Raw genomic sequence first — 22,386 nt, forward strand, 5'->3', positions numbered from 1 at the left:
ATTCCATCTGAATATAAGAAATTGTGCCTAACTGGTAATAAAAAAGAAAATTCTGTAACCTCACTGTCGCATTTTTAAACAATTCATGGTATAAACTAAAATTCCCTTAAATTTGTAGCTCATTTAACCTTTATAGTGAAGAAATTAACCATCGGAACACGCGGTAGCGAATTGGCTTTATGGCAAGCAAATTATATTCAAAATGAATTGGCTGCTATAGGAATTGAAGCGGAAATTAAAATAATCAAGACGCAGGGTGATAAGATTCTGAATCTGAGATTAGATAAATTAGAAGGAAAAGGGTTTTTTACCAAAGAACTTGAAGAAGAGCTATTGGGGGGAGCAATCGACCTGGCGGTACACTGCCTTAAAGATTTACCTACAAATCATCCTGCCGGATTAACCATTGCTGCTATACCTCCACGTGAAGAGGCAACGGAGTATCTTTTAATTTTAAAAGATTGCGTTGATGTTTCGCAAAAACTTTCGTTAAAAAAAGGTGCGATGGTAGGCACATCATCCAACAGAAGAAAAGCCCAGTTACTCGGTTTACGCTCAGATTTGGAAATTGAGGATTTGCGGGGAAACGTTCCAACACGTATCCAAAAATTGAGAGACGAAAACTACGATGCGATTATGTTGGCGAAAGCCGGAATAAAACGCCTTGGCCTGGATGTAAGTGAGTTTCACGTTGAAGAATTAGAACCGACAGAATTTGTGCCGGCGCCCGCACAAGGTGCTTTAGCAATACAAATCAGGGAAAATGATACCGAACTGTTTGAAGCATTACAGAAGCTTCATGATTTTGCAACGGCTGAGGAAGTTGCTGTAGAACGTAGGGTGCTTAATCTTTTCGAAGGTGGTTGCCATATGCCTTTGGGTTGTTATTGTAAAAAAGAAAACGGTGCTTTTGAAGTGTGGACTTCGAAAGCTGACACCGCAGATGATTTTCCCGAGCGTTTGTTTTTGCGCTCTGCAACTACTGATGGTTTAGCTGAGAAAATTGTTGCCAAGTTTGATAAACAAAGAAAGAAGCCGGCAAAAGTCTTCATTTCGAGAGAAATAGGTGAGCATAGTTACTTTCGTAAAGCTTTAGAAAGCAATAATATAGAAATTGAGGGTCGTTCTCTGATTCGGACGTTCCCCATTGTAACGGTTTTAGATCAGTTTATTTTAAAGAATATCGACTGGATTTTCTTTAGCAGTAGAAACAGCGTGGAATATTTTTTCAACTTAAAGCCACAATTGCCGAAGAAAACGCAGTTTGGCGTTGTTGGCAGAGGTTCGGAAGATGCGTTGAGAAAGTTTAATCATTTTGCTGATTTCGTTGGCGAAAGTGGCGATATCGCTGAAGTTGCCGGAGATTTTGCAAAATTAGTTTCTGGAAAAAATGTTTTATTTCCAAGAGCGCAGGATTCTCTGCAATCGATTCAGAAATCGTTGCCGGCCGACGCAAAAATAATTGACTTACCTATTTACGAAACCGTAATCGAAGAAAATATCGACCAAAGTTTTGCCGATGTATTAATTTTTACAAGTCCATCGAATGTTGACGCTTATTTTGCTGATAACTTACTCGAACCCGGACAACAGGTTATTGCTATCGGAAACTCAACAGGAAAGAAATTCGACGAAATGGGCGTGAAATACGTTTTGCCGTACTCGCCTGATGAAATTGGATTATCTGAAGCTGTTTTTGGAATAGAGATTAAATAGGAAATAAAAGACCAAAACCGAAAGCGAAGAGTTTGGTAGCAGAAAGGCGAAGGCTAAAAGCGAAAAGAAAAGCCGCCTCGTCATTGCTTCATGCCTCCCAATACCGACCATAAAAAAACTAACTGCTCTAAAAAAATACGATACTCAAGTCTTGATACTTGAGACTAAATACTTGATACTAAAAGAATGTTACATCGTCCGCGAAGATTAAGGAAGAACCCGTTGGTTAGAGAGATGGTAGCCGAAACCCGACTATCGAAAGATATGTTTGTGTACCCATACTTTGTAGTGCCCGGTATAAATGTTACCCATGCAATTGATGCAATGCCTGGCGTGAATCATTATTCGGTTGATGCTTTGATTAAAGATGTTGAAGCCGGGATGAAAAAGGGCCTCAATAAAATTATGCTTTTTGGCGTGGGCGATGAGAAGTCTGCTGATGCTAAATCTGCCTATCATGATCATTCTTTAGTTCCGACTGCAGTTCGCGAGTTGAAAAATCAGTTCGGTGAAGATTTATATGTAATTACCGATGTTTGTGTTTGTTCTTACACTACCCATGGCCACTGCGGCATTATGGAGAACGATTACGTTCAAAATGATAAAACGGTTGATGTAATTGCAAAAATGGCCCTCGCACATGCTCAGGCTGGCGCTGATATGTTTGCCCCTTCTGATATGATGGATGGCAGAATTGAGGCAATGCGCAATCTTTTAGATGAAAACGGATTCGTAAACGCCGCCATTATGAGCCACGCCACAAAGTTTGCATCTGCATATTATGGTCCTTTTAGAGAAGCGGCCGACTGTGCGCCAAGCAAGGGCGATAGAAAGGCTTATCAAATGGATTTTAGAAACCCGCTAGAAGCTTTACGCGAAGCACAGCTTGATGAGCAGGAAGGTGCAGACGTTTTAATGGTGAAACCAGGTTTGGCTTACTTAGATATTATCCAGAGGTTGAAACAGGATACAAATTTACCAATAGCAGTTTACAATGTTTCAGGCGAATATTCAATGGTAAAAGCTGCTGCAGAACGTGGCTGGATTGATGAACAAAAGGTTGTAATGGAAACAATGCATGCCTTTGCGAGAGCAGGTGCAAGTATTATTACAACTTATCACATAAAAGATATTTTAAATAACGACTGGATTTAAAAGTCGTAAGTTTTATGTTTTACGTTTTGGCGTTTAATTAAAACTTGAAATTTACACCTTAAAAATAAAAAGTTGTAGGCAATAAGTTATGCGTCCTTTCGGATACTTAGCACTTAATACGTACAGCTTAAAACTTTACAAGATGTTAGACTCATTAAAGAAAATTTTTTCAGGCAACGAGGCCGATGTGCCGGTAAATACAGGAAGCAAACCTGATATTTCGAGGGTAAAATCTGCAGAGTTGTATGAGAAATCGAAAACGTATTTTCCTGGAGGCGTGAATTCTCCCGTAAGGGCTTTTAAATCTGTTTACGGAACCCCGCTTTTTATCGAAAAGGGCGATGGATGTTATATCTGGGATGCAGATGGAAATCAGTTTATCGATTTCTGCGGAAGTTGGGGTCCCCTTATTTTGGGCCATAACAACCCTAAAATTAGAGAAAAGGTTACCGAAGTAATGCAAAACGGGATGAGTTTTGGTGCGCCAACTGCGTTGGAAAACGAATTGGCAGAGCTCATAATTAAAAATAATCGTTTTGTAGAGAAAATTAGGTTCACAAGTTCTGGAACGGAAGCCGTAATGTCGGCGATTCGTTTGGCCAGAGGATTTACAGGGAGAGATAAAATCTTAAAATTTGAAGGTTGCTACCACGGTCACAGCGATTCACTTTTGGTTAAAGCAGGTTCAGGATTAGTTACCTTCGGGGAAACGTCATCTGCTGGAGTGCCAAAATCTTTCGCTGAGGAAACAGTCGTAATTCCTTTGAATGATAAGACGGCTATTGAACAGGCATTTTCGCAGTTTAAAGATCAGATTGCCGCGGTAATAATAGAGGGTATTCCAGCAAACAATGGATTGATTATGCAGGACGAAGATTATATTCACTTCTTGCGTAAAATTTGTACGGATAATGGTTCACTGCTTATTTTCGACGAAGTGATCACTGGTTTCCGGGTTGGTTTTGAGGGTGCCGCCGCTTATTACAACACCACACCTGATATTCTAACCTACGGGAAAATTATTGGCGGTGGTTTGCCAGTGGGTATGTATGGTGCATCTGCTGAAATTATGGGCCACATTTCTCCGGACGGTGGGGTTTACCAGGCTGGTACATTATCGGGCAATCCGGTGGCTATGGCGGCAGGTATTGCAACGTTAACCGAATTGAACAAATCTGGTTTTTACAAAGATTTGAATAACAAAACGCAGGAGTTTGTAGCAAGTATTCAGCGTTTTGCCACTGCCAGAAATTACAAGTTTAAAGTTTTTACGGTTGGGTCTATTTTCTGGTTTGCATTTACCGATAAGGATAAAATTCAATCGGCTGATGATATTGACGCAAGCAGCATGGAAAAATTCAAAGTTATGCACCGTGAACTACTTAACCGCGGCATATATTTGGGGCCATCAGGTTACGAAGTTGGTTTCGTATCTTCAGCACATACAAAAATTGAGTTGGAAAAAGCTAAGCGGGCGATTTTTGAAGCCCTCGATTTGGTGTTTAAGAAATAGTTTTTTTTATACTGCCTTTGCCGTTTCAAAAGGCAGTTAAAAACGATTATATTACTACAAAGTTGGTTTTTTAAAACTTAAAGGTGAAAGCCAACATTTGTTTCTTTGCGAGGTTTGGGAGCTGGTTTTGTAGTTTTTGCACGTACTTATGTTCTCTAAACCCGATTGCAGTGAAAATTTTTTTGATGCACGTTGTTGACAGACGAAACAACAATCGCAAAAAGATTGAAACGAAAAGCGGGACTGAAATAACCGAATGAGCAGTAAATTGCTTTCCATACTCAGTTTACGCTTTTTTGCGAAAAATGGTTGGTGTAAAACAAAACTAAAGGGCAAAAAATACATTTTGCAATTAAAGGATAATCTTTAAATCCTCAAATTATAGAAAATTTCGGTAAAGACAGATGAAGAAATCGATTATCATATTTTACGCATTATTGCTTTATGCTTTAATTCAGCTCATTTCATGGGGAACTTTGGTGGTGCGGTTGCAGCCCAGCCGCATGACGATGATTATGGGAGAGGGTTCTGTGTTTCTGTTTTTGCTGTGCATTGGGGGTTATTTCCTGCATCAATCGCTAAAACGTGAAGATAAACTGAGAGAGCAACAACAGAATTTCCTCATGTCTATTACGCACGAATTGAAATCGCCTTTGGCAGCAATAAAACTTTCTATCCAGACTATTGTTAAAAGAGATTTGGATAAGGCCCGTCAGGTTTCGCTTTTAAATAATTCGTTAAAAGATATCGAACGATTGGATGATTTGGTTGAGAACATGTTGCTGGCCACCAAGATTGAGAACCGTTCTTACACGTTTCCAAAAGAGGAGTTTAATTTTTCGGAATTGGTTTACAAAATCACCGACAGGTTGCAGGTTCATTCATGTGGAAATGAACAGTTGATAAATGCGCAAATTCAGCCAAATTTGCAGATAATGGGTGACAAGTTTGCCTTATCGTCAGTAGTTACGAATTTGATAGAAAATGCGGTTAAATATTCCAGTCCCTGTGATGAAATAAATGTGCTTTTAGATAAGGTGGATGGACATATTCAGCTAAGTGTGGTTGATAAAGGGCCCGGCATTTCGGATGCCGAAAAAATGTTGATATTTGATAAATTTTACCGCGTTGGTAATGAGAATGTCAGGAAAGCGAAAGGAACAGGTTTAGGCTTGTTTATTGTGAAAGAGGTTTTACAATACCATGATGCAGATATTACAGTTAAAGACAATTTGCCCCAGGGAAGTATTTTTGAAGTAACATTTAGTTAATCTCAATTATGTCACAAAAACTTAGAATTCTATTGGTAGAAGACGAGGATCACTTGTTAGATGCTATCAAATTAAACCTGGAACTTGAGGGTTATAAAGTTCACGCCGTTAAAGATGGCAAAACCGCTCTTAAAATTTTTAAAGAAGAACGCTTCAATCTGATTATTTTAGATGTAATGTTGCCGGAAATGGATGGTTTCCAGGTTTGTGAAACAATTCGTTTAGAAAATGCAGAAGTTCCAATTATGTTTTTAACTGCCAAAAACACTTCTGAAGATCGTGTTTTAGGCTTGAAAAAAGGCGCTGATGATTATTTGGTTAAACCTTTTAACCTTGAGGAGCTTATTCTTCGCGTGGGTATTTTGGTTAAACGCAGTTTAAAATCTGATGATTTAAAAGAATTAAATTCTTACAAAATTGGCGATAAAACAATCTATTTCAACTCTTTCGAACTTAAACATGATGATGGTACCATTACGCCGTTAACGAAAAAGGAAACGATGTTGTTGAAGTTGTTAATTGAGCGGAAAAATGATGCCGTTTCAAGAGAGCAGATTTTGGAAACCGTTTGGAATTACGATGTTTATCCATCAACCAGAACGATTGATAATTTCATTTTAACTTTCCGTAAGTATTTTGAGCCAGATCAAAAAAACCCTGTTTATTTTCACTCAATCCGCGGGGTTGGTTACAAATTCACCGATAGTCATTAATGTACAATAGTTTAGGCAGGTATGCGCTAATGGCCATTTTTTTGATGGCTGCTTTAGTGTGCGTGTTTTTTACCCAATACGAGTTAGCCGCGGTTGCGGGATTTTTGTTCCTGTTTGTTATCTGGAGCCATTTCAGGCATAGTTCTGTTCTAATGGCCTCAAAATATTTTAAAAATAACGAATTTGAGAAAGCAAAGCTGATGCTGGCTGAAGTTCCTAATCCTGAAAGGCTTTCAAAAAACCGAAGGGGCTATTACGAATTTATGCAGGGCAATATGGCCTTGAAAGAGGAGCTCTGGGATAAAGCCGAATATCACTTTCAACTGGCAAGCCGCTTTCCCGTCGGCGGAAAAACGCAAAAGTCGTTTGTGTTAATTCATTTAGCTAATCTCGCTTTGCGAAAAAAAGATAAAGAAAAGGCCGAGGCCTATGTTAAAGTTGCCAAAGAACTTGCAGAATCCACCCGGTCTAAAGATATAATCGTAAAGATTGAGAAAGAAATAGGAAAATTATAATATTCGTATTGTCATTTTGAGGAACGAAGAGCCGCTTTAGGAATAAAAAGGTACTTCGTTTTTTTTTATTTTATACCTTTGCGGCCAACCCGTCATCAGGGCTATCGGGTTTGGCTCAGCTTGTTCGCTTTAAGGAACCCGACTAAGCACCAGCCTGACGTTGATTAAGGAAGACAATTACAAATCATGAAGAATAATTTATTTTTAGACGCTGCATTTTCGAAACAAACAGAACGCCCACCGGTATGGATGATGCGCCAGGCTGGCCGTTTTATGCCACAATACTGGGAAATTAAAAACAAATACTCTTTCTTAGAGATGTGCAAAACTCCTGAAATTGCCGCCGATGTAACCATGTTACCCGTTGATTTGTTGGGTATTGATGCAGCGATTTTATTCTGTGATATTTTAGTAACAGGCGAAGCCATGGGAGGCGATTTAAGCTTTACCCAGGGTGTAGGGCCGAAATTTGCAAATCCTGTTCGTAATGCACAGGATATTGAAAACCTGAATGTTGATTGTTTGGGTGAGTTGCAGTATGTTGCTGATGCAATTAAAGTGATTCAGCAGCGTTTGGCTGGCGATATTCCTTTAATTGGCTTTGCAGGTGCACCTTTTACGGTGATGAGTTACCTAATTGAAGGTGGTTCTTCAAAAGATTTTAAATTAACGAAGCTTTTTATTCATAACCAGCCAGAGTTGGCGCATAAATTATTAGCAAAAATTGCTAAAGTAACGGCCGATTATCTAAATCTTCAGATTGCTGCCGGTGTAAACGCTGTTCAGATTTTCGATAGCTGGGCGCTTGCATTATCCTGGAATGACTATCAGGAATTTTCACATCGTTATATTCAGGAGATTATCTCTAATTTAAACCGAACTGATATTCCTGTAATTTCATTTTGCAAAGGAAGCTCGGTTTTTGCGCCAATGATGGCAGAGGCAAAGCCTGATGTGATTTCTGTAGACTGGAATGCTGATTTATTGAACATTAAAAATGCTTTGCCAGCAGGAATTGCTGTTCAAGGGAATTTAGACCCACACATTTTATACGCAGACCAACCTGTAATTAAAGCACAAATTCATAAACTTTTCGAACGCATGCGTGGAACGGAAGGTTTCATTTTCAATTTGGGACATGGAATTATGCCGGATATTCCTTTTGATAATGTGAAATACGCGATTGAAGTGGTTAAAGAATTTAGGTATTAATCAGTTTCTAGTTAAATGATAGAGAGCCTGCTTCCATATTATCGATATTTCATTGCAGTGCACATTGTATTCGTAATTAGCTGGATGGCAGGTTTATTTTACATTTTAAGCTTATTTATTTACCATACCGAAGCTAACGCTAAATCGGAGCCTGAGAAATCCATCTTATTAAATCAGTTTGTTAAAATGGAAGCCACGCTGTGGAAAATTATCTGTGCGCCGGCAATGGTAATTACTGTCTTGGCTGGGGTTTCCATGCTAACCTTAAATCCTGACCTCTTAAGCGCAGATTGGATGCAGGTAAAACTGGCCTTTGTGGTCGGCTTGCTCGTTTATCATTTCATCTGTAGAAATATTGTTAAGCAATTAAAAAATAAGCAGTTTAAGTTAAGTAGTTTTCAGCTGCGCCTGTGGCGAGAGCTCGCAACAATTTTTATGATTGCAATTGTGTTTGTAGTTATCCTTAAAAGTGCAATAAACTGGATTTACGGCTTGATTGGAATTATGGGCGTAGCGATGGCCATTATGATTGCCGTAAAGTTGTATAAAAATTACCGTAAGAAACGCGGCGAATAACACTTTGCAAAAGCCAGAGTAAGCGATATCAAAACTCAACTTAATCCAGATTTTATTTTGAATCCACCAACGTTGAAGCCAGAAAGTATAAAACTTTGTTTGCTTTGAGTAAACTTGTAATCAATTCTAGGTTCCCGCTGTTGGATAATTTAAACTTTACGAAAAAACTATTCTAAATTTGGGCACTAAAATCCAGACAGATGTTTACAAACCCGGATCGTAAGAAGGCCTTATTCCTCATAACATTTCTTTTCAGTTTTTTTATTGCCTCTGCACAATTTAACCAAACAGCAATTGAAAACAGAATCCGCCCTGATAGCAGTTTAACAAACGAAGTACATTTCAATTTCTATAACTTTAACTACGTGCGGAATTATGAATATACAAATGATTTTCATGATGGTTATACGTTATACGGAACGCAACTGCAACCTCAAATCGTATATTATGCCCACCCGAATCTAGCCATAACCGCAGGTGCTTTTATTCGTAAAGATTTTGGCAGAAACGGAATAAGTGATGCTAAACCATTATTTAGTTTAAAATATCATAAACGCAACTTAACACTTGTTTTTGGTAGCCTGGAAGGCGGAATACAACATAAGTACATTGAGCCACTGTACGATTTCGAACGAACGATTACCACCCCAATTGAATACGGAACACAACTATTAGTTGAAAGAAAAAAGTTTAACCTCGATGCATGGATTGCCTGGCAGAAGATGATTTATAAAGGCGAGGCCGCAAAAGAAGAAATTATTGGTGGTTTATCTACCGAAACTACAATTGCTGAAAATAATGGCTGGAAGTTTAGTTTTCCGGCTCAGTTTCTTGCGTTTCATCAGGGCGGACAAATTGATGTTTTGAAAGAAATTCCAATCAGTACGGTGTTTAATGGCGCAGCAGGCTTGAAATTACACAAAGCAATTAACACGAATATTAAACAAATCTACACCGATAATTACCTCGCCGTTTACAAAGATTTTTCTCCTGATAAAAGAAGGGCCTACCAGGGCGGCTTCGGGATGTGGTTAAATGCCGGCGTAGAAAGCAAATGGGGCAGCCTGGTAGCATCTTACTGGAAGGGAAATAATTTTATTTCCATAAAAGGAATGCCGCTTTATGAATCGGTTTCGAGTAATTTATATACAAACGGTTTAAAGCAAAGTGGCCGTAACATTGTATCCCTGCGCTATGCTTATCAGAAAGAACTGATTCCACATTTGTACCTCGACGTTAGATTTGAGCCTCATATCGATTTGGACAATACAGATAAACAACTGCAGTTTAATCATTCATTTTTTATCACTTACAAACAGGATTTTAAATTATTTAAGGTCAAGAAAAAAGATTAAACATTTTTCTGGCTGCGAACTGCTGCTAATTTTCTTTTCAATATCCTTAAGCTAAGGCTGACGGCAGTGGAATACAAACTTTGTTAAACTCATGTGATTTTTTATTACTGGCCTTAGCCAACGGAATTACAGAAATTCCTTTTGGCTGCTGCCCGCTTGTATTCTGCGCAGGAATGGATTGTACTAACAGTTCAAAAAAAGATCCGGCCAATTGCTTTCCAAAACAAAAAACTATATCTTTCTTGAAAATTAGTTGTAGGTTATCTTCTTGATAACCAGGATATAAAATAGCCTTTTAACATTTATTTAACTTTTTTTTACGATTGATGCAACCAATGTTTGTAATCTGCCATCTTCTATATACAAACACACAATGAAATTGACGCGAAGCTATACGATAAACGATTTGATGGAAGGTTGCAAAGCCGGCGACCGGAAAATGCAGGAACTGCTTTACAGGCAAACTGCACCGAAAATGTTGGCGGTTTGTATGCGTTACGCAAAAGACAGGATGGAGGCTGAAGATGTATTACAAATGGGATATATTAAGGTTTTTCAAAAGATTAAAGAATACCGTGGCGATGGTTCTTTTGAGGGTTGGATTAGAAGAGTAATGGTAAATACCGCAATAGAAAGCTATCGTAAAAACCTACGCAGCCTTAATGTAGTGGAAATCGATGAAGCTTACGAGCAACCATCTACCGGTTTTGATTTCGGTACATTGGGTATGCAGGATTTGATGAAGGTAATACAAAAGCTTGCTGATGGTTATCGAATGGTTTTCAATATGTACGTAATTGAGGGCTATTCGCATAAAGAAATTGGCGAAACATTGGGTATCTCGGAAGGCGCCAGTAAATCGCAGTTATCGAGAGCCAGGGCAATATTAAAAGAGGAAATTATAAAAATGGAGGGATTTGGTTATGCAACCTATACAGGATAAGGATTTTGATAAGTTATTTAAAAATGCTTTCGAAGAGGCCGAAATTTCGCCATCGCGAGATTTGTGGAGCAACATAGAAAGTGAAATCGAACCGAAAAAGAAGAGGATTATACCAATCTATTGGTTATCTGCCGCTGCGGTTTTACTGATTGCCACTATTGGTTTTTTGATTTTTAAACAGCAGGAAATTAAGCCAAAGCAGTTTGCAAACAACGTTGAGCCGAAGGTAATTAAGCCGGTAGTTGAAACGCAACCTGTAGCAGATTCTGCAAAAGCGATTACGGTTAAAACACCGCTGCCTGTTCTAAGAAATAGTTCAAAACCGGTTGAAGCTGTTGCGAAAGCTAAAGTAACCATTCTACCTTTAGAAAAACAGAAAGTGGTTACAGCGCCCGAAATGCAGAAACAGGAAATCATGATTGCACAGGTGGATAAGCCGAAGGAAGATATTAAAGCTAAAATTGAGAATGCTGTTGCTAAAGTTAATCAGGAAACGGTATTTGCAGCTGCTGCAACGGTTGTTAAAGCAGATGATGTGACAGGAGAAGATAATCAGGCCGAAAATAAAGGCATTAGAAATGTAGGTGATGTTGTAAACCTGATTGTAAACAAAGTTGATAAACGGAAAGATAAATTTATCCAATTCCGTACAGATGATGATGATTCTTCACTTTCATCGATAAACATAGGGCCTTTTAAAATTGGTAAAAGAAATAGAAAATAGCGGCAGAATTTTTTGAGCCTTCAACGATTGTAAGTTGGAAGTTAATCTAAGCTTACTTAAAATTAATCGATATAATTCGCTCACTAAAATTACTAATTCAAGATAACTCATTAATAAACACACACACAATATATGAAACATCTAATTTTTACAACACTTTTGGTAAGCGGGCTTGCCGGTGTTATGGCTCCAAGTGCTTTTGCGCAACAAGATACGGTAGTTAAGGATACCGTGATTAAAAAGAAAAGCAAGTATACGCTTACAATTGGTGGTGGGAACCTGATAACTAAAAATGCTGATTCAGCTGAAAACCCAAAAAAAGGCCGCTTCGTTGGCGGTGTTACCTTTACCAGAGTTGATTTAGGATTCTCGAGATTAATCGATAATGGCGATTTCAATCTATCTCCAAACAATGAATTTTTAGATTATAAAGGAGGTAAAACAAGCAAATTTTCTTTTGATGTTTTGCAGTTTGGATATCGTTTTAACTCGAATTTCAAAGTTTACGTAGCCGGCGGTTTCGATTGGACATTGATTCGTTTGAGAGACAATATCACCATTCAAAAAAATCAACCTACTTTAAGTTACATCAATGAGCCAATCGAATTTTCTAAAAACCGTTTCTCCAGTAGCTATGTACACATTCCTTTAAACTTCGAATTTCGCACCAGCGAGAGTAAAAAAGGCAAAAGATTCTACTTTGTTGTAGGTCCGGAGGTAAGTTTCTTATTAAACGGTAAGGTGAAACAAATTAGCGAAGAACGCGGAAAAGAAAAGCAATATGATAGTTATCATTTCCAATCAGTTCGTTACGGCGGTACCGTTAGATTTGGATACGGAGGTTTAGGCTTGTTTACCAAATACTATTTCAACGATATGTTTACAACGCCAGCTCAGGCCGGATTGAAAAATATGAGTTTCGGTATCACATTCGGATTAAACTAAAAAAAATATACAACACACAAATAATGAAATCCTGTTTCGGTTAGGCGGAACAGGATTTTTTGGGTAAAAACATTTCGCTTTAAGCTTTAGTCTTTCTGCTTTAAGCTTTATATTTACCCTGTGAGCGATAAAATAATTAACGTTAAAAATTTAACCAAGCAATATCAGGCTGAGCAGGCGGGCGGTATAAAAAATATCAGTTTCGAAATAAACAGGGGCGATGTGGTTGCCATTATCGGTGAGAGCGGAAGTGGTAAATCAACGCTGTTAAAATCGATTTATGGTTTATTGAAAACCGATTCGGGCGAGATCTTTTTTGAAAATGAAAAGGTAAAAGGGCCAGATGAGCAATTAATTCCGGGCCACAAACAGATGAAAATGGTTACCCAGGATTTCTCTCTCAATATTTATGCAAAGGTTTACGACAACATTGCTTCACAACTATCCAACACAGATTTAAAAACTAAAGCTGAAAAAACGCTATCGATTATGGAACATCTTCGGATTCTTCCACTTCAGAATAAAAAAATAATCGAATTAAGTGGTGGCGAGCAGCAGCGTGTAGCCATAGCAAAGGCCATGGTTGCAGATACTAAAGTTTTGTTGCTGGACGAACCTTTTAGTCAGGTTGATGCCTTGTTGAAGAACCAGTTGCGTGCAGATATTAAGCGTGTTGCCGCGGAAACTGGCGTTACCGTAATTTTGGTCTCTCACGATCCTGCCGACGGTTTGTTTCTTGCCGACCAATTGCTTATTCTTCGCAATGGAGAGCTCCTGCAAACCGGTCCGCCGGCAGAAATTTATCAGCATCCAAAACACATTTACACAGCACAAATTCTGGGCAACGCAGTAGTTTTATCTCGTGGCGACGCAGAAAAATTAGGTATTAAAACTTTTGCGGCCTCAGTAGCTTTTTATCCCGAATGGGCAGAAATTAGCAGCAACTGGAGCAGCAGACGTTTCGAAGTTAAAGATGTTTACTACAAAGGTTTTTATGATGAACTGCTGCTGGAAAGAAACGGCGTAACGGTTCGGGCATTGCAATTGAACAGGGGAGAGCATAAAAAAAACGACCACGTTCAATTGAACATCAGTCGTTTCTTAGAGTTTTAAAATTCTTTTAGTTTACATATTCCGACGGAATTACAACAACCTTTACAAGAATGCGGTAACTTGGTCTAACGGAAGCCGCCAAATTTCTGCTGTCCTGAACATCAAATGTGATACCTCCGCTAAATAGCTCATAACTGTAAGCTGTATAGTTAAATGTGTATGGAAGTTGAACATCGCTATTATCATTAGTTGGATGTGTGAAGTAAACAAGTACGCCTTCGTCGTCCAACGTTACGCCGTCAAATTCTGGCTTATTCCACGTAAAAGAATAAGTGCCATTCGCATTTTGAACCCATTGATTTGGCTCTATGTAACGATTGTAGGTTTTAGCTGATGCTGGATAAACAATAGTGTCCTTTTTGCAAGATGCCAAACCCAGTGTGACAATGCAAAGCATTAGAATAGTCAGTTTTTTCATGTTGATTAGTTTTTATTTGTGTGTACTTTGCGTAATGCAAAACAACTGCCAAAAATACCTGAACACACAAAGTGGATTAATAATTGTTAATTCAGTACAGCACAAATTCGAAAATTGAAATAATCCACCCTTGCAATGAGAATATTTTTTAGACTTTTACCATGGCTCGTTTTAGCTGTTGCGGGATACTTTTTCATCTCAAAAAAGTTTAGCATCAATACCTCGGTAGAAAGTAAACACCAGCTTTTAGTCGAAAAAATTGAGGCTATTGGTAAACTGGAACTGGTTCGCTACCAAATTAGCGACGTTTTAGAGCATAAAAACAAAACCGACTTTTTACCTGAAGCAAGCGTGCTGTTAATTGTAAAAGCTGAGGCTGTAGGTTGTATCGACCTTACTAAAATTACCCGCGATGATATTGAAGTTTCTGCAGATACAGCTGTAGTAAATTTACCACAACCCGAAATTTGTTATGTAAAAATCGACCATAAAAATTCGCGGGTTTACGACACAAAGATGGCCTTCTTTCGCGAAGCCGGCCTGGTTGATGAGGCATACAAGGCGGCAGAAAAACAGGTTACCGCAGAAGTTAAAAAATCTGATATTCTGGCACAAACGAAAACCAATGCCGCAAACGTACTAAAGCCAATTATTGAGGGCCTGGGCTATAAAAATGTAAGGCTGACTTTTAATTAAGTTAGCACTTGGGTTATCAGGGTTCTGGTTTTAAGCATCAAGATTTCACTTAATCAGCCGCTAAATAACGATTACAGAATTTTACAGGAAATCTTCCCGGTGTGGATTGAAAATATCGATTAATAAACCCTCTTGGAGGCAAACAACACCATGAAAAACATTTGATGGAGCGAAGAAAACATCGCCCTCGTTAAGAACTCGCTTTTCATTGCCCATACTAACCTCAAAACTTCCTTTTGCAACATAGCTTACCTGTAGGTGCGGATGGTTATGGATAGCGCCAACGGCGTCTTTTTCAAATGCAACCTTAACAAGCATTAGGTTATCATCAAAAGGCATTACTTTTCTTTTTACCCCGGCGCCTAAATCTTCCCAGGGTAAATCGTTATCAGCAATTAACGTTTTATTTGTTAAATCCTTAAAATTCATCTTTTAGCAAATTATATTATCTAAGCTGCAGATGTGCTATTATTCTACAGCTTCGGGTTGACAATTTCTATATTATTTCTTTTGACTGGTTCGTAATGAACTTAGGCTTTTTGCTTTTAAGCACTAAACCAAATACTCAAACAACGTCTGGTCCTGATTCAGTTCAATAATCTCGAACTTAAAATCTTCCATGCGTTGCAATAAACTCGCATAATCATTCTTGTTCGAAAGTTCAATACCCACTAGTGCGGGGCCATTTTCTTTATTCGTTTTTTTAATAAATTCAAACCTGGTAATGTCATCATGCGGACCTAAAACTTCGTTCACGAACAATTTCAAGGCACCCGGGCGTTGCGGGAAACGAACGATGAAGTAATGTTTCAAGCCTTCAAACAACAACGATTTTTCTTTGATTTCCTGCATGCGTTCAATGTCGTTGTTACCGCCGCTAATTACGCAAACAATATTTTTACAGGTAATTTGGTCTTTCACCTGCTCCAGCGCCGCAACAGATAAAGCGCCGGCAGGCTCAACAACAATTGCGTCTTCGTTATAAAGTTTTAGTATTGTTGTACAAATCTGCCCTTCCGGAATGAGATAAGTGGAGCTAAGCAGTTCCTGGCAATATTGATACGTAATCCAACCCATTCGTTTTACCGCCGCCCCATCTACAAACCGTTCAATATTCTCTACCGTTACCGGTCCGCCGTTTTTTAAGGCCTCGCTTAGTGATGGAGCACCCATTGGTTCTACGCCAAAAATCTTTACCGATGGTTTTACGGTTTGCAGGTAAGCACTTACACCAGATGCCAAACCGCCGCCGCCCACGGGTACAATGATGGCATCCAGCTCAGGCAAATCCTCATAAATTTCCATCCCAACTGTCGCCTGTCCTTCAATTACCTTCTCGTCATCAAAAGGCGGGATAAAGGTTGACGATTTTTCTTCGCAGAAAACAAGCGCCTCCTTCAGGCAATCATCAAAGGTGTCACCAACTAAAATTATCTCAACATTGTCGCCACCAAACATGTTTACCTGCTTAATTTTTTGTTTGGGCGTTATTTCGGGCATAAATATCACACATTTAATACCTAATTTTTTGCATGAATAAGCAACACCCTGGGCATGGTTTCCGGCGCTGGCACACACCACGCCATTTATTAAAGCACTGTCTGGCAACTGACTAATTTTATTGTATGCCCCCCTTAACTTGTAGGAGCGTACAATCTGCAAATCCTCACGCTTTAGGTAAACATTAGCATTGTATTGCGCCGAAAGGCCTGCATTAAACTCCAAAGGCGTACGTTTTACTACGCCTTTAAGTCGCTGCAGCGCAGAATCAAAATCCAGTTTACTCGGAGTTATCGTATTCATTTTTATAGTATCAAGTCGCGATAAGTAATAAAATATTATCGTTTAAATTTTTTTGAAAAGCAAAATCAGTGCTTCCCGGCTGCTTAGCCCTGCTATTCGTTGCAATCTTTTTGCTATCGTCAACACGAATTCGGAGAGATCTGCACCAAAAAGTATTTCCACTACTATCAGGTTTAAAAAATTCGGTTCGTGCATCAAACTAAAACCAGGCCAAATTCTAATCTAAATTAAAAATTGATGTTGTCGCAAATTTTACCACGAAAAGTCGCTTGGCATTGCAGGCTTTAGTCGTTAACATTTCGGCTTTTTTAAGCCAGGTGCAAAGCCACCAACTGATTTAAATCAATATCGTTTATGCCCTGTTTGCTGTCTGCCAACACTAAAAATTGCTTATAAACAATATCCAAATGCTCTTTTTCCATTCTATGCCCTAAGCGATCTAAATGGTGTTTTAAGGCTGCACGGCCACTTCTTGCAGTTAATACAATTGTTGCATCCGGGAAACCAACATCTTCAGGCTTAATAATTTCGTAATTCTCCCGGTTTTTTAAGAAACCATCCTGGTGAATACCAGAACTATGAGAAAATGCGTTTCCGCCGACAATAGCCTTATTCGGCTGCACCGGCATATTCATTTTATTACGCACCATGTGGCTCATTTCGTAGAAACGGGTTGTATCAATTTGGGTATTCAAACCTAAAACTTTGTGCGTTTTCAAAATCATAACCACTTCTTCCATCGATGTATTTCCGGCACGCTCACCTATACCGTTAATGGTACACTCTACCTGGCGGGCACCATTCTGCAAACCAGCAATAGAGTTTGCGGTAGCTAAACCTAAGTCGTTATGACAATGAACAGAAATAATGGCATTATCAATATTTTTAACATTTTCTTTCAAAAAGAGAATCTTCGAGCCGTACTGGTCTGGAAGACAATAGCCATTGGTATCTGGAATATTTACCACTGTAGCACCTGCGGCAATAACCGCTTCAACCATTTTAGCCAAAAATTCAATATCGGCACGGCCGGCATCTTCTGCGTAAAATTCAATATCTTCAACGTACTTTTTGGCGTATTTTACCGCATCAACGGCCCGTTCCAAAATATCTTCACGCGTGCTGTTAAATTTGTGTTTAATGTGGAAATCTGAGGCGCCGATTCCCGTATGTATACGAGGCCTTTTAGCATAACGCAAAGCATCAGCAGCTACATCGATATCGTTTTTATTTGCACGCGTTAAGGCGCAAATGATTGGATTATTAACTGCTTTTGAGAGTTCGATTACGCTATTAAAATCGCCGGGGCTAGACACCGGGAAACCAGCCTCAATTACATCGACTCCTAAAAGTTCGAGTGATTTAGCGATTTCTACTTTTTGGTTTGTATCTAACTGGCAGCCAGGAACCTGCTCGCCATCACGTAATGTCGTGTCGAAAATATAAACTTTGTTTGGGTCGTGAATCATAATCTTTTATTTAGGAATTGATTAATTTTTGTGATAAGAATTTCATTACCAATTTGCCCATTTCAGCTGTGCCTAAAACTTTAAAGCGGTTGGTGGTTTGGTCGGCAATATCGTGTGTTCTAAAACCTTCTTTTAAAACTTCATCAACGGTATCTACCAATAATTTGGCTTCGTCCTTTAACCCGAAGCCAATTTCGAGCATCAATGCTGCCGATAGGATAGAGGCCAGTGGGTTTGCGAGGTCTTTCCCCGTAATATCGTGGGCAGAGCCGTGTATGGGTTCGAAGAAACCTGTGCTTTCGCCAACAGATGCCGAAGCCAGCATGCCCATAGAACCTGCAATTTGCGAAGCCTCATCTGTTAAGATATCACCAAACAAATTCGCCGTTAAAACCACGTCGAATTTTTTTGGATTTTTAATTAACTGCATCGCCGCATTGTCGATAAACATGTGTTCGGTTTCTACGTCAGGGTATTGTTTTGCAATTTCCTGCACGGTTTCACGCCAAAGGCGAGAGCTTTCTAAAACGTTTGCTTTATCTACCGAACACAGCCTTTTGCTACGCTGTTGTGCTGCCTGAAAAGCTTTGTGCGCAATACGCTCAACCTCGTAACGGTGGTAAATCATCAAATCTGAAGCTGTATTCCTGTCTTCAGAACGAGACTTTTCGCCAAAATATACATCACCCGTTAATTCACGGAAGAACAAGATATCCGTTCCCCTTAAAATTTCTGGTTTAATGCTCGAAGCCTGAAGAAGTTCATCAAATAATAATATGGGGCGAAGGTTTGCAAAAAGGCCGAGTTCTTTTCTAATTTTTAATAAACCTTGCTCTGGTCTAACTTTTAAACTTGGGTCGTTATCATACATTGCATGGCCGATTGAACCAAAAAGGATTGCATCACTCTTTCTTGCTTTCTCTAAAGTTTCATCTGGCAAGGGTTCGCCGGTAGCTTCAATTGCCACATGGCCCATCAATGCTTCATCAAACAGAAATTCATGCCCAAAAATTTCGGCAATTTTTTCCAATGCTGCTTTGCCCCACGTGGTTACTTCGGGTCCAATACCGTCTCCAGGTATTACTAAAATGTTCTTCTTCATTCTTAAACGCTTTCTAGTATATTCTCGACGACTTTTACCTCGCCGTTTTCTAATAATATTCTTTTTTCTATGCAGGTTGGCAGCTGCGATTCAAAATGGCCAACATAAATTAAGGTCATTCCGTTGTTGCACAACTCATCAATCAGCTGGTTAAAATGGGTTGTTTGTCGCCGGTCCAATCCCTGGCAAGGTTCGTCGAGGATCAAAAGTTCGGGATTTTTAATAATCGTTCTTGCCAGCAGAACCAGTCGTTGCTTGCCCAATGGAAGTGCGCTTAACAACTCATTTTTGCTTTCAGTTAAGCCGAAATATTCTACCAGTTCATCAACCTGTGCGCTTTTTGAATACGGAAGTTGCTGAAACAGTCCAACTGTATCATAAAAGCCCGACGCGATGCTTTGCCAAACCGTTGCAGTGGCATCGAAATACCAGTGAAACTCCGGAGAAATTAAACCGATGTGCTGTTTAATATCCCAAATGCTTTCGCCACTTCCACGTTTGTTGCCAAACAAATAAAGTTCGTTGGCATAAGATTGCGGGTGATCGCCATTTATCAAGCTTAGTAGCGTTGATTTGCCAGATCCGTTATGTCCTTGCAACAACCATTTTTCGCCGGCTTTAACTTCCCAGTTAATATTTTTTAAAACTTGTTTTTCGCCGTAACTGATGTTCACACCGACCATTTTTACAATATTATCTGATGCGTAAATTGGCGATTGCTTTAAAAAGTCAGGAATTTCTCCCGATTGCTTCACAACATCAGCGGCTAGCTCAATTGAATTTACCTCGACCAATTTACCGCCTTTAATTTCTGCAAAATGATTTATCGACTTTGGTAGCTCGACCTCGCTGCTTATTAAAATTAACTGAACACCTTCAGCCGAAATTTCATCTAATAAAGCATTTAAGTTTTTACGCGATGCGGAATCTAATCCTGTATATGGCTGGTCGAGAATGAGCAATTGTGGTTTCAACCAAAGTGCTTTAATCAATTGCAGCTTTTTATGTTCTCCGCTCGATAACTCGATTAATTGAGAACTTGCAAATGAAGAAAAATTTAACGCTTCTAAAATCGGCTCCACTTTATCGAAATGCAAATGCTTTTCGCTACCAAAAGCAACCAATTCTGCATGAACGGTTAAAGTATCTTTTGCTTGCAAACTGGTGTAGCGCTGCTGATAATAAAAGTTTGCAACGCCTTCCAGGTTTTTAAATTGATACCAGCTTTCAACTAATAAGACTTCGGCAGGCAGTTGGCTATTTAAGGCAAAATTGATGTTCACATCGCCCAAGGCACTTAAGTGCCCGGCAATAACTTTTGCCAAAGCGGTTTTGCCACTTCCGCTCATTCCTCCTAAAACCCAGTTTTCGCCGTAATTTATCGTCCAGTTTAAATCCTGTAACACCTGCTTTTGCTGGTATTTTAAATTTAAATGCTGAATGTTGACGAAATGCTCCTTCATATTTTGCTTTCGGATGATTAAATGGGTGTTATTTGCGTTTTTGGCTTTGCGCAATTATTTTTGCTCAAATTCTTCTATTAAATTTTTTTGCGCCAGAATGAAATCGATATCATCATAGCCGTTAATTAAACACGATTTTTTGTATGGATTAATTTCGAAAGCTTCTTGTGCGCCCGTTTCGATAATCGTTACCGTTTGGTTTTCCAAATCAACCTCTAAAGAAGAGCCTGCATGATGGTCAACAGCTTTAAAAATTTGCGACAAAAAGTTCTCACTTACCTGTATTGGCAGCAAGCCGTTATTTAATGCATTGCCTTTAAAAATATCAGCAAAGAAACTACTAATTACGGCATCAAAACCTGCATCTTGTATTGCCCATGCGGCATGCTCGCGACTACTGCCACATCCGAAGTTTTTCCCCGCAACTAAAATCTTACCACTGTAGGTTGGGTTGTTCAACACAAAATCGGCTTTTGGCTGGTTATCATTTTCATAGCGCCAATCGCGAAACAGGTTTTCTCCAAATCCTTCGCGGGTGGTTGCTTTTAGAAACCTCGCAGGTATAATCTGGTCGGTATCAATATTTTCTATGTTTAGCGGCACAACTGCCGATGTTAATTTTGTAAACTTTCTCATTTTATTAGTATCAAGTAGCCGGTATATGTATCACTATTTTTCCACCGTCCTATATAATATTTAGTTGTTTGCGGCAAAAACTACAAAATTGTAATGCTGGTAATAGCAGTTGGCGTTCTTCAATCCGGCGCTTTCCAGCCACTCTAATTGTGCTTTTAGCGGCGCCATAATGTCTACCTTAATTCGTTCAAAAGCGCTTTGTTTCTCTTCTTCCGTTAAATTAGGGTTCTGTTGTACATGATTCTTCCAGTTTTCGGTATATATCTTTTCCGCTAAATCTGTTTCGCCTAATACCTGGTCGGCGTTAATGAACCAGCCACCCGGACTTAAAGCTTTTGCGATTTTTTCAAAAAGCTGGCGCTTTAACTCGTTGGGTAGATGATGAATAGCCAAGCCTGAAACCACTAAATCATACTGATTTTCGGGTAAATCGACTGTTGCAAAATCTGCGTTTAAAAAGCTAATGTTTTCTTTTCCATCGAAACGCTCTTCGGCTTTTTTAAGCATTGCTTCAGAGATATCAATCAGCGTTATTTTTGCTTGCGGATATTTTTCGTGGAAGAATGCGCTCATCAATCCGGTTCCGGCACCAACATCTAAAATGTTTTTAACCGTTCCAACTTCTTCAGATAAACTTAAGGCGATGCCATAGAAATCATCAAAACAGGGAATTAGAAACCGCCTCTGCCTGTCGTATTTTTCAGAAACCGCATTAAACTGGTTTTGTATTTGTAATGTTTCCATCTCTAATTTAAACTGCTACATAATGTTCAACGGTTGGAAAAGGATCATAAAAATGATGCAACAATCTTTTCCAGTCCTGGTATTCTGAAGAACCTCTAAAGCCTCCGGTATGCGCCTCCAATGTTTCCCAGTTTACCAGCAAAATGTACTTATCCGAATCTTCTAAACACTTTTTAAGTTGATGTGAGAGGTAACCTTCCATCGCTGAGATAATTTTCTGAGCCTCTGCAAAGGCCATTTCAAATTCGGCAGTAAGGCCGGCTTTTACATTTAATATCGCAACTTCTAATATCATCTTTCTTAA

The 22,386-nt window shown here is 39.1% G+C and carries 23 protein-coding genes; 14 read left to right on the forward strand and 9 right to left on the reverse strand.

The features are described from left to right. Positions 1 to 135 precede the first annotated feature (135 nt). The 13 genes from hemC to ASG14_RS05465 all read left to right on the forward strand — a co-directional run bounded on the left by hemC (position 136) and on the right by ASG14_RS05465 (position 13,751). Positions 136 to 1,716: a hydroxymethylbilane synthase gene (gene hemC, locus ASG14_RS05405; RefSeq protein WP_200940315.1), complete on the forward strand. Its 1,581-nt coding sequence runs from the start codon at positions 136 to 138 to the stop codon at positions 1,714 to 1,716. 186 nt (positions 1,717 to 1,902) lie between these two features. Beyond that, positions 1,903 to 2,871 carry a porphobilinogen synthase gene (gene hemB / locus ASG14_RS05410; protein ID WP_056869972.1) on the forward strand — a complete coding sequence of 323 codons (969 nt, stop codon included), beginning with the start codon at positions 1,903 to 1,905 and terminating at the stop codon, positions 2,869 to 2,871. Between the two features lie 142 nt (positions 2,872 to 3,013). Continuing rightward, entirely contained in the window at positions 3,014 to 4,384 is a 1,371-nt protein-coding gene (hemL, locus tag ASG14_RS05415; protein WP_056870253.1) for a glutamate-1-semialdehyde 2,1-aminomutase, read from the forward strand. Positions 4,385 to 4,788: 404 nt separating this feature from the next. Then, positions 4,789 to 5,655 carry a sensor histidine kinase KdpD gene (locus ASG14_RS05420; protein WP_056869973.1) on the forward strand — a complete coding sequence of 289 codons (867 nt, stop codon included), beginning with the start codon at positions 4,789 to 4,791 and terminating at the stop codon, positions 5,653 to 5,655. Positions 5,656 to 5,663: 8 nt separating this feature from the next. Next, positions 5,664 to 6,368, forward strand: coding sequence for a response regulator transcription factor (locus tag ASG14_RS05425; RefSeq protein WP_025146905.1), 705 nt, complete (start codon positions 5,664 to 5,666; stop codon positions 6,366 to 6,368). Then, positions 6,368 to 6,883, forward strand: a complete 516-nt coding sequence (locus ASG14_RS05430; protein WP_056869974.1) for a hypothetical protein — start codon at positions 6,368 to 6,370, stop codon at positions 6,881 to 6,883. The genes ASG14_RS05425 and ASG14_RS05430 overlap by 1 nt, the downstream gene beginning before the upstream one ends. A gap of 186 nt (positions 6,884 to 7,069) precedes the next feature. Beyond that, positions 7,070 to 8,095 carry a uroporphyrinogen decarboxylase gene (gene hemE, locus ASG14_RS05435; RefSeq protein ID WP_056869975.1) on the forward strand — a complete coding sequence of 342 codons (1,026 nt, stop codon included), beginning with the start codon at positions 7,070 to 7,072 and terminating at the stop codon, positions 8,093 to 8,095. A 15-nt stretch (positions 8,096 to 8,110) separates the two neighbouring features. Then, positions 8,111 to 8,671: a CopD family protein gene (locus tag ASG14_RS05440; protein WP_056869976.1), complete on the forward strand. Its 561-nt coding sequence runs from the start codon at positions 8,111 to 8,113 to the stop codon at positions 8,669 to 8,671. A gap of 200 nt (positions 8,672 to 8,871) precedes the next feature. Further along, positions 8,872 to 10,026 (forward strand): hypothetical protein, encoded by a 1,155-nt coding sequence (locus tag ASG14_RS05445; protein WP_056869977.1) that lies wholly within the window; start codon positions 8,872 to 8,874, stop codon positions 10,024 to 10,026. A 373-nt stretch (positions 10,027 to 10,399) separates the two neighbouring features. Then, on the forward strand, positions 10,400 to 10,969 hold the full coding sequence (locus ASG14_RS05450) for an RNA polymerase sigma factor (protein WP_056869978.1): 570 nt from the start codon (positions 10,400 to 10,402) through the stop codon (positions 10,967 to 10,969). Further along, the gene (locus ASG14_RS05455) at positions 10,950 to 11,693 is read left to right on the forward strand and encodes a hypothetical protein (protein ID WP_056869979.1); all 744 of its coding nucleotides are present in this window, start codon (positions 10,950 to 10,952) and stop codon (positions 11,691 to 11,693) included. The genes ASG14_RS05450 and ASG14_RS05455 overlap by 20 nt, the downstream gene beginning before the upstream one ends. Positions 11,694 to 11,825: 132 nt before the next feature. After that, positions 11,826 to 12,638, forward strand: a complete 813-nt coding sequence (locus ASG14_RS05460; RefSeq protein WP_056869980.1) for an outer membrane beta-barrel protein — start codon at positions 11,826 to 11,828, stop codon at positions 12,636 to 12,638. Positions 12,639 to 12,758: 120 nt separating this feature from the next. Further along, positions 12,759 to 13,751, forward strand: coding sequence for an ABC transporter ATP-binding protein (locus ASG14_RS05465; RefSeq protein WP_056869981.1), 993 nt, complete (start codon positions 12,759 to 12,761; stop codon positions 13,749 to 13,751). 7 nt (positions 13,752 to 13,758) lie between these two features. On the opposite strand, the gene ASG14_RS05470 is transcribed toward ASG14_RS05465, so the two are convergent. After that, positions 13,759 to 14,169 carry a hypothetical protein gene (locus ASG14_RS05470; RefSeq protein WP_056869982.1) on the reverse strand — a complete coding sequence of 137 codons (411 nt, stop codon included), beginning with the start codon at positions 14,167 to 14,169 and terminating at the stop codon, positions 13,759 to 13,761. A 135-nt stretch (positions 14,170 to 14,304) separates the two neighbouring features. Here ASG14_RS05470 and ASG14_RS05475 point away from each other — a divergent pair, with 135 nt between their 5' ends. Then, entirely contained in the window at positions 14,305 to 14,865 is a 561-nt protein-coding gene (locus ASG14_RS05475; RefSeq protein WP_056869983.1) for a DUF4230 domain-containing protein, read from the forward strand. An 81-nt stretch (positions 14,866 to 14,946) separates the two neighbouring features. On the opposite strand, the gene ASG14_RS05480 is transcribed toward ASG14_RS05475, so the two are convergent. The 8 genes from ASG14_RS05480 to ASG14_RS05515 form a co-directional block, all read right to left on the reverse strand. Continuing rightward, positions 14,947 to 15,294 (reverse strand): cupin domain-containing protein, encoded by a 348-nt coding sequence (locus ASG14_RS05480; RefSeq protein WP_056869984.1) that lies wholly within the window; start codon positions 15,292 to 15,294, stop codon positions 14,947 to 14,949. Positions 15,295 to 15,417: 123 nt separating this feature from the next. Then, the gene (ilvA, locus tag ASG14_RS05485) at positions 15,418 to 16,668 is read right to left on the reverse strand and encodes a threonine ammonia-lyase IlvA (protein WP_082491349.1); all 1,251 of its coding nucleotides are present in this window, start codon (positions 16,666 to 16,668) and stop codon (positions 15,418 to 15,420) included. Between the two features lie 308 nt (positions 16,669 to 16,976). Next, complete coding sequence (locus ASG14_RS05490; RefSeq protein WP_082491350.1) at positions 16,977 to 18,137, reverse strand: 2-isopropylmalate synthase; 1,161 nt, start codon at positions 18,135 to 18,137, stop codon at positions 16,977 to 16,979. A gap of 10 nt (positions 18,138 to 18,147) precedes the next feature. Then, positions 18,148 to 19,239, reverse strand: coding sequence for a 3-isopropylmalate dehydrogenase (gene leuB / locus ASG14_RS05495; RefSeq protein ID WP_056869986.1), 1,092 nt, complete (start codon positions 19,237 to 19,239; stop codon positions 18,148 to 18,150). A 2-nt stretch (positions 19,240 to 19,241) separates the two neighbouring features. Continuing rightward, positions 19,242 to 20,702, reverse strand: a complete 1,461-nt coding sequence (locus tag ASG14_RS05500; RefSeq protein ID WP_056870254.1) for an ATP-binding cassette domain-containing protein — start codon at positions 20,700 to 20,702, stop codon at positions 19,242 to 19,244. 54 nt (positions 20,703 to 20,756) lie between these two features. Beyond that, on the reverse strand, positions 20,757 to 21,338 hold the full coding sequence (gene leuD, locus ASG14_RS05505) for a 3-isopropylmalate dehydratase small subunit (protein WP_056869987.1): 582 nt from the start codon (positions 21,336 to 21,338) through the stop codon (positions 20,757 to 20,759). Positions 21,339 to 21,398: 60 nt separating this feature from the next. Then, the gene (locus ASG14_RS05510; RefSeq protein WP_056869988.1) at positions 21,399 to 22,082 is read right to left on the reverse strand and encodes a trans-aconitate 2-methyltransferase; all 684 of its coding nucleotides are present in this window, start codon (positions 22,080 to 22,082) and stop codon (positions 21,399 to 21,401) included. A gap of 7 nt (positions 22,083 to 22,089) precedes the next feature. Next, positions 22,090 to 22,377, reverse strand: a complete 288-nt coding sequence (locus ASG14_RS05515) for an antibiotic biosynthesis monooxygenase (RefSeq protein WP_056869989.1) — start codon at positions 22,375 to 22,377, stop codon at positions 22,090 to 22,092. Positions 22,378 to 22,386: the final 9 nt, after the last annotated feature.

The organism is Pedobacter sp. Leaf194, assembly GCF_001423945.1.
Lineage (GTDB): Bacteria > Bacteroidota > Bacteroidia > Sphingobacteriales > Sphingobacteriaceae > Pedobacter.

Excerpts from the sequence above, each read along its gene's own strand:
- ASG14_RS05515 (WP_056869989.1), bottom strand. The coding sequence starts at position 22,377 with ATGATATTAGAAGTTGCGATATTAAATGTAAAAGCCGGCCTTACTGCC.
- ASG14_RS05430 (WP_056869974.1), top strand. The coding sequence starts at position 6,368 with ATGTACAATAGTTTAGGCAGGTATGCGCTAATGGCCATTTTTTTGATG.
- ASG14_RS05480 (WP_056869984.1), bottom strand. The coding sequence starts at position 15,294 with ATGAATTTTAAGGATTTAACAAATAAAACGTTAATTGCTGATAACGAT.
- ASG14_RS05420 (WP_056869973.1), top strand. The coding sequence starts at position 4,789 with ATGAAGAAATCGATTATCATATTTTACGCATTATTGCTTTATGCTTTA.
- hemL (WP_056870253.1), top strand. The coding sequence starts at position 3,014 with ATGTTAGACTCATTAAAGAAAATTTTTTCAGGCAACGAGGCCGATGTG.
- hemB (WP_056869972.1), top strand. The coding sequence starts at position 1,903 with ATGTTACATCGTCCGCGAAGATTAAGGAAGAACCCGTTGGTTAGAGAG.
- ASG14_RS05470 (WP_056869982.1), bottom strand. The coding sequence starts at position 14,169 with ATGAAAAAACTGACTATTCTAATGCTTTGCATTGTCACACTGGGTTTG.
- ASG14_RS05460 (WP_056869980.1), top strand. The coding sequence starts at position 11,826 with ATGAAACATCTAATTTTTACAACACTTTTGGTAAGCGGGCTTGCCGGT.
- ASG14_RS05510 (WP_056869988.1), bottom strand. The coding sequence starts at position 22,082 with ATGGAAACATTACAAATACAAAACCAGTTTAATGCGGTTTCTGAAAAA.
- leuD (WP_056869987.1), bottom strand. The coding sequence starts at position 21,338 with ATGAGAAAGTTTACAAAATTAACATCGGCAGTTGTGCCGCTAAACATA.
- ASG14_RS05440 (WP_056869976.1), top strand. The coding sequence starts at position 8,111 with ATGATAGAGAGCCTGCTTCCATATTATCGATATTTCATTGCAGTGCAC.
- ASG14_RS05455 (WP_056869979.1), top strand. The coding sequence starts at position 10,950 with ATGCAACCTATACAGGATAAGGATTTTGATAAGTTATTTAAAAATGCT.
- ASG14_RS05450 (WP_056869978.1), top strand. The coding sequence starts at position 10,400 with ATGAAATTGACGCGAAGCTATACGATAAACGATTTGATGGAAGGTTGC.
- ilvA (WP_082491349.1), bottom strand. The coding sequence starts at position 16,668 with ATGAATACGATAACTCCGAGTAAACTGGATTTTGATTCTGCGCTGCAG.
- hemE (WP_056869975.1), top strand. The coding sequence starts at position 7,070 with ATGAAGAATAATTTATTTTTAGACGCTGCATTTTCGAAACAAACAGAA.
- ASG14_RS05475 (WP_056869983.1), top strand. The coding sequence starts at position 14,305 with ATGAGAATATTTTTTAGACTTTTACCATGGCTCGTTTTAGCTGTTGCG.
- ASG14_RS05500 (WP_056870254.1), bottom strand. The coding sequence starts at position 20,702 with ATGAAGGAGCATTTCGTCAACATTCAGCATTTAAATTTAAAATACCAG.
- ASG14_RS05490 (WP_082491350.1), bottom strand. The coding sequence starts at position 18,137 with ATGATTCACGACCCAAACAAAGTTTATATTTTCGACACGACATTACGT.
- ASG14_RS05445 (WP_056869977.1), top strand. The coding sequence starts at position 8,872 with ATGTTTACAAACCCGGATCGTAAGAAGGCCTTATTCCTCATAACATTT.
- leuB (WP_056869986.1), bottom strand. The coding sequence starts at position 19,239 with ATGAAGAAGAACATTTTAGTAATACCTGGAGACGGTATTGGACCCGAA.
- ASG14_RS05425 (WP_025146905.1), top strand. The coding sequence starts at position 5,664 with ATGTCACAAAAACTTAGAATTCTATTGGTAGAAGACGAGGATCACTTG.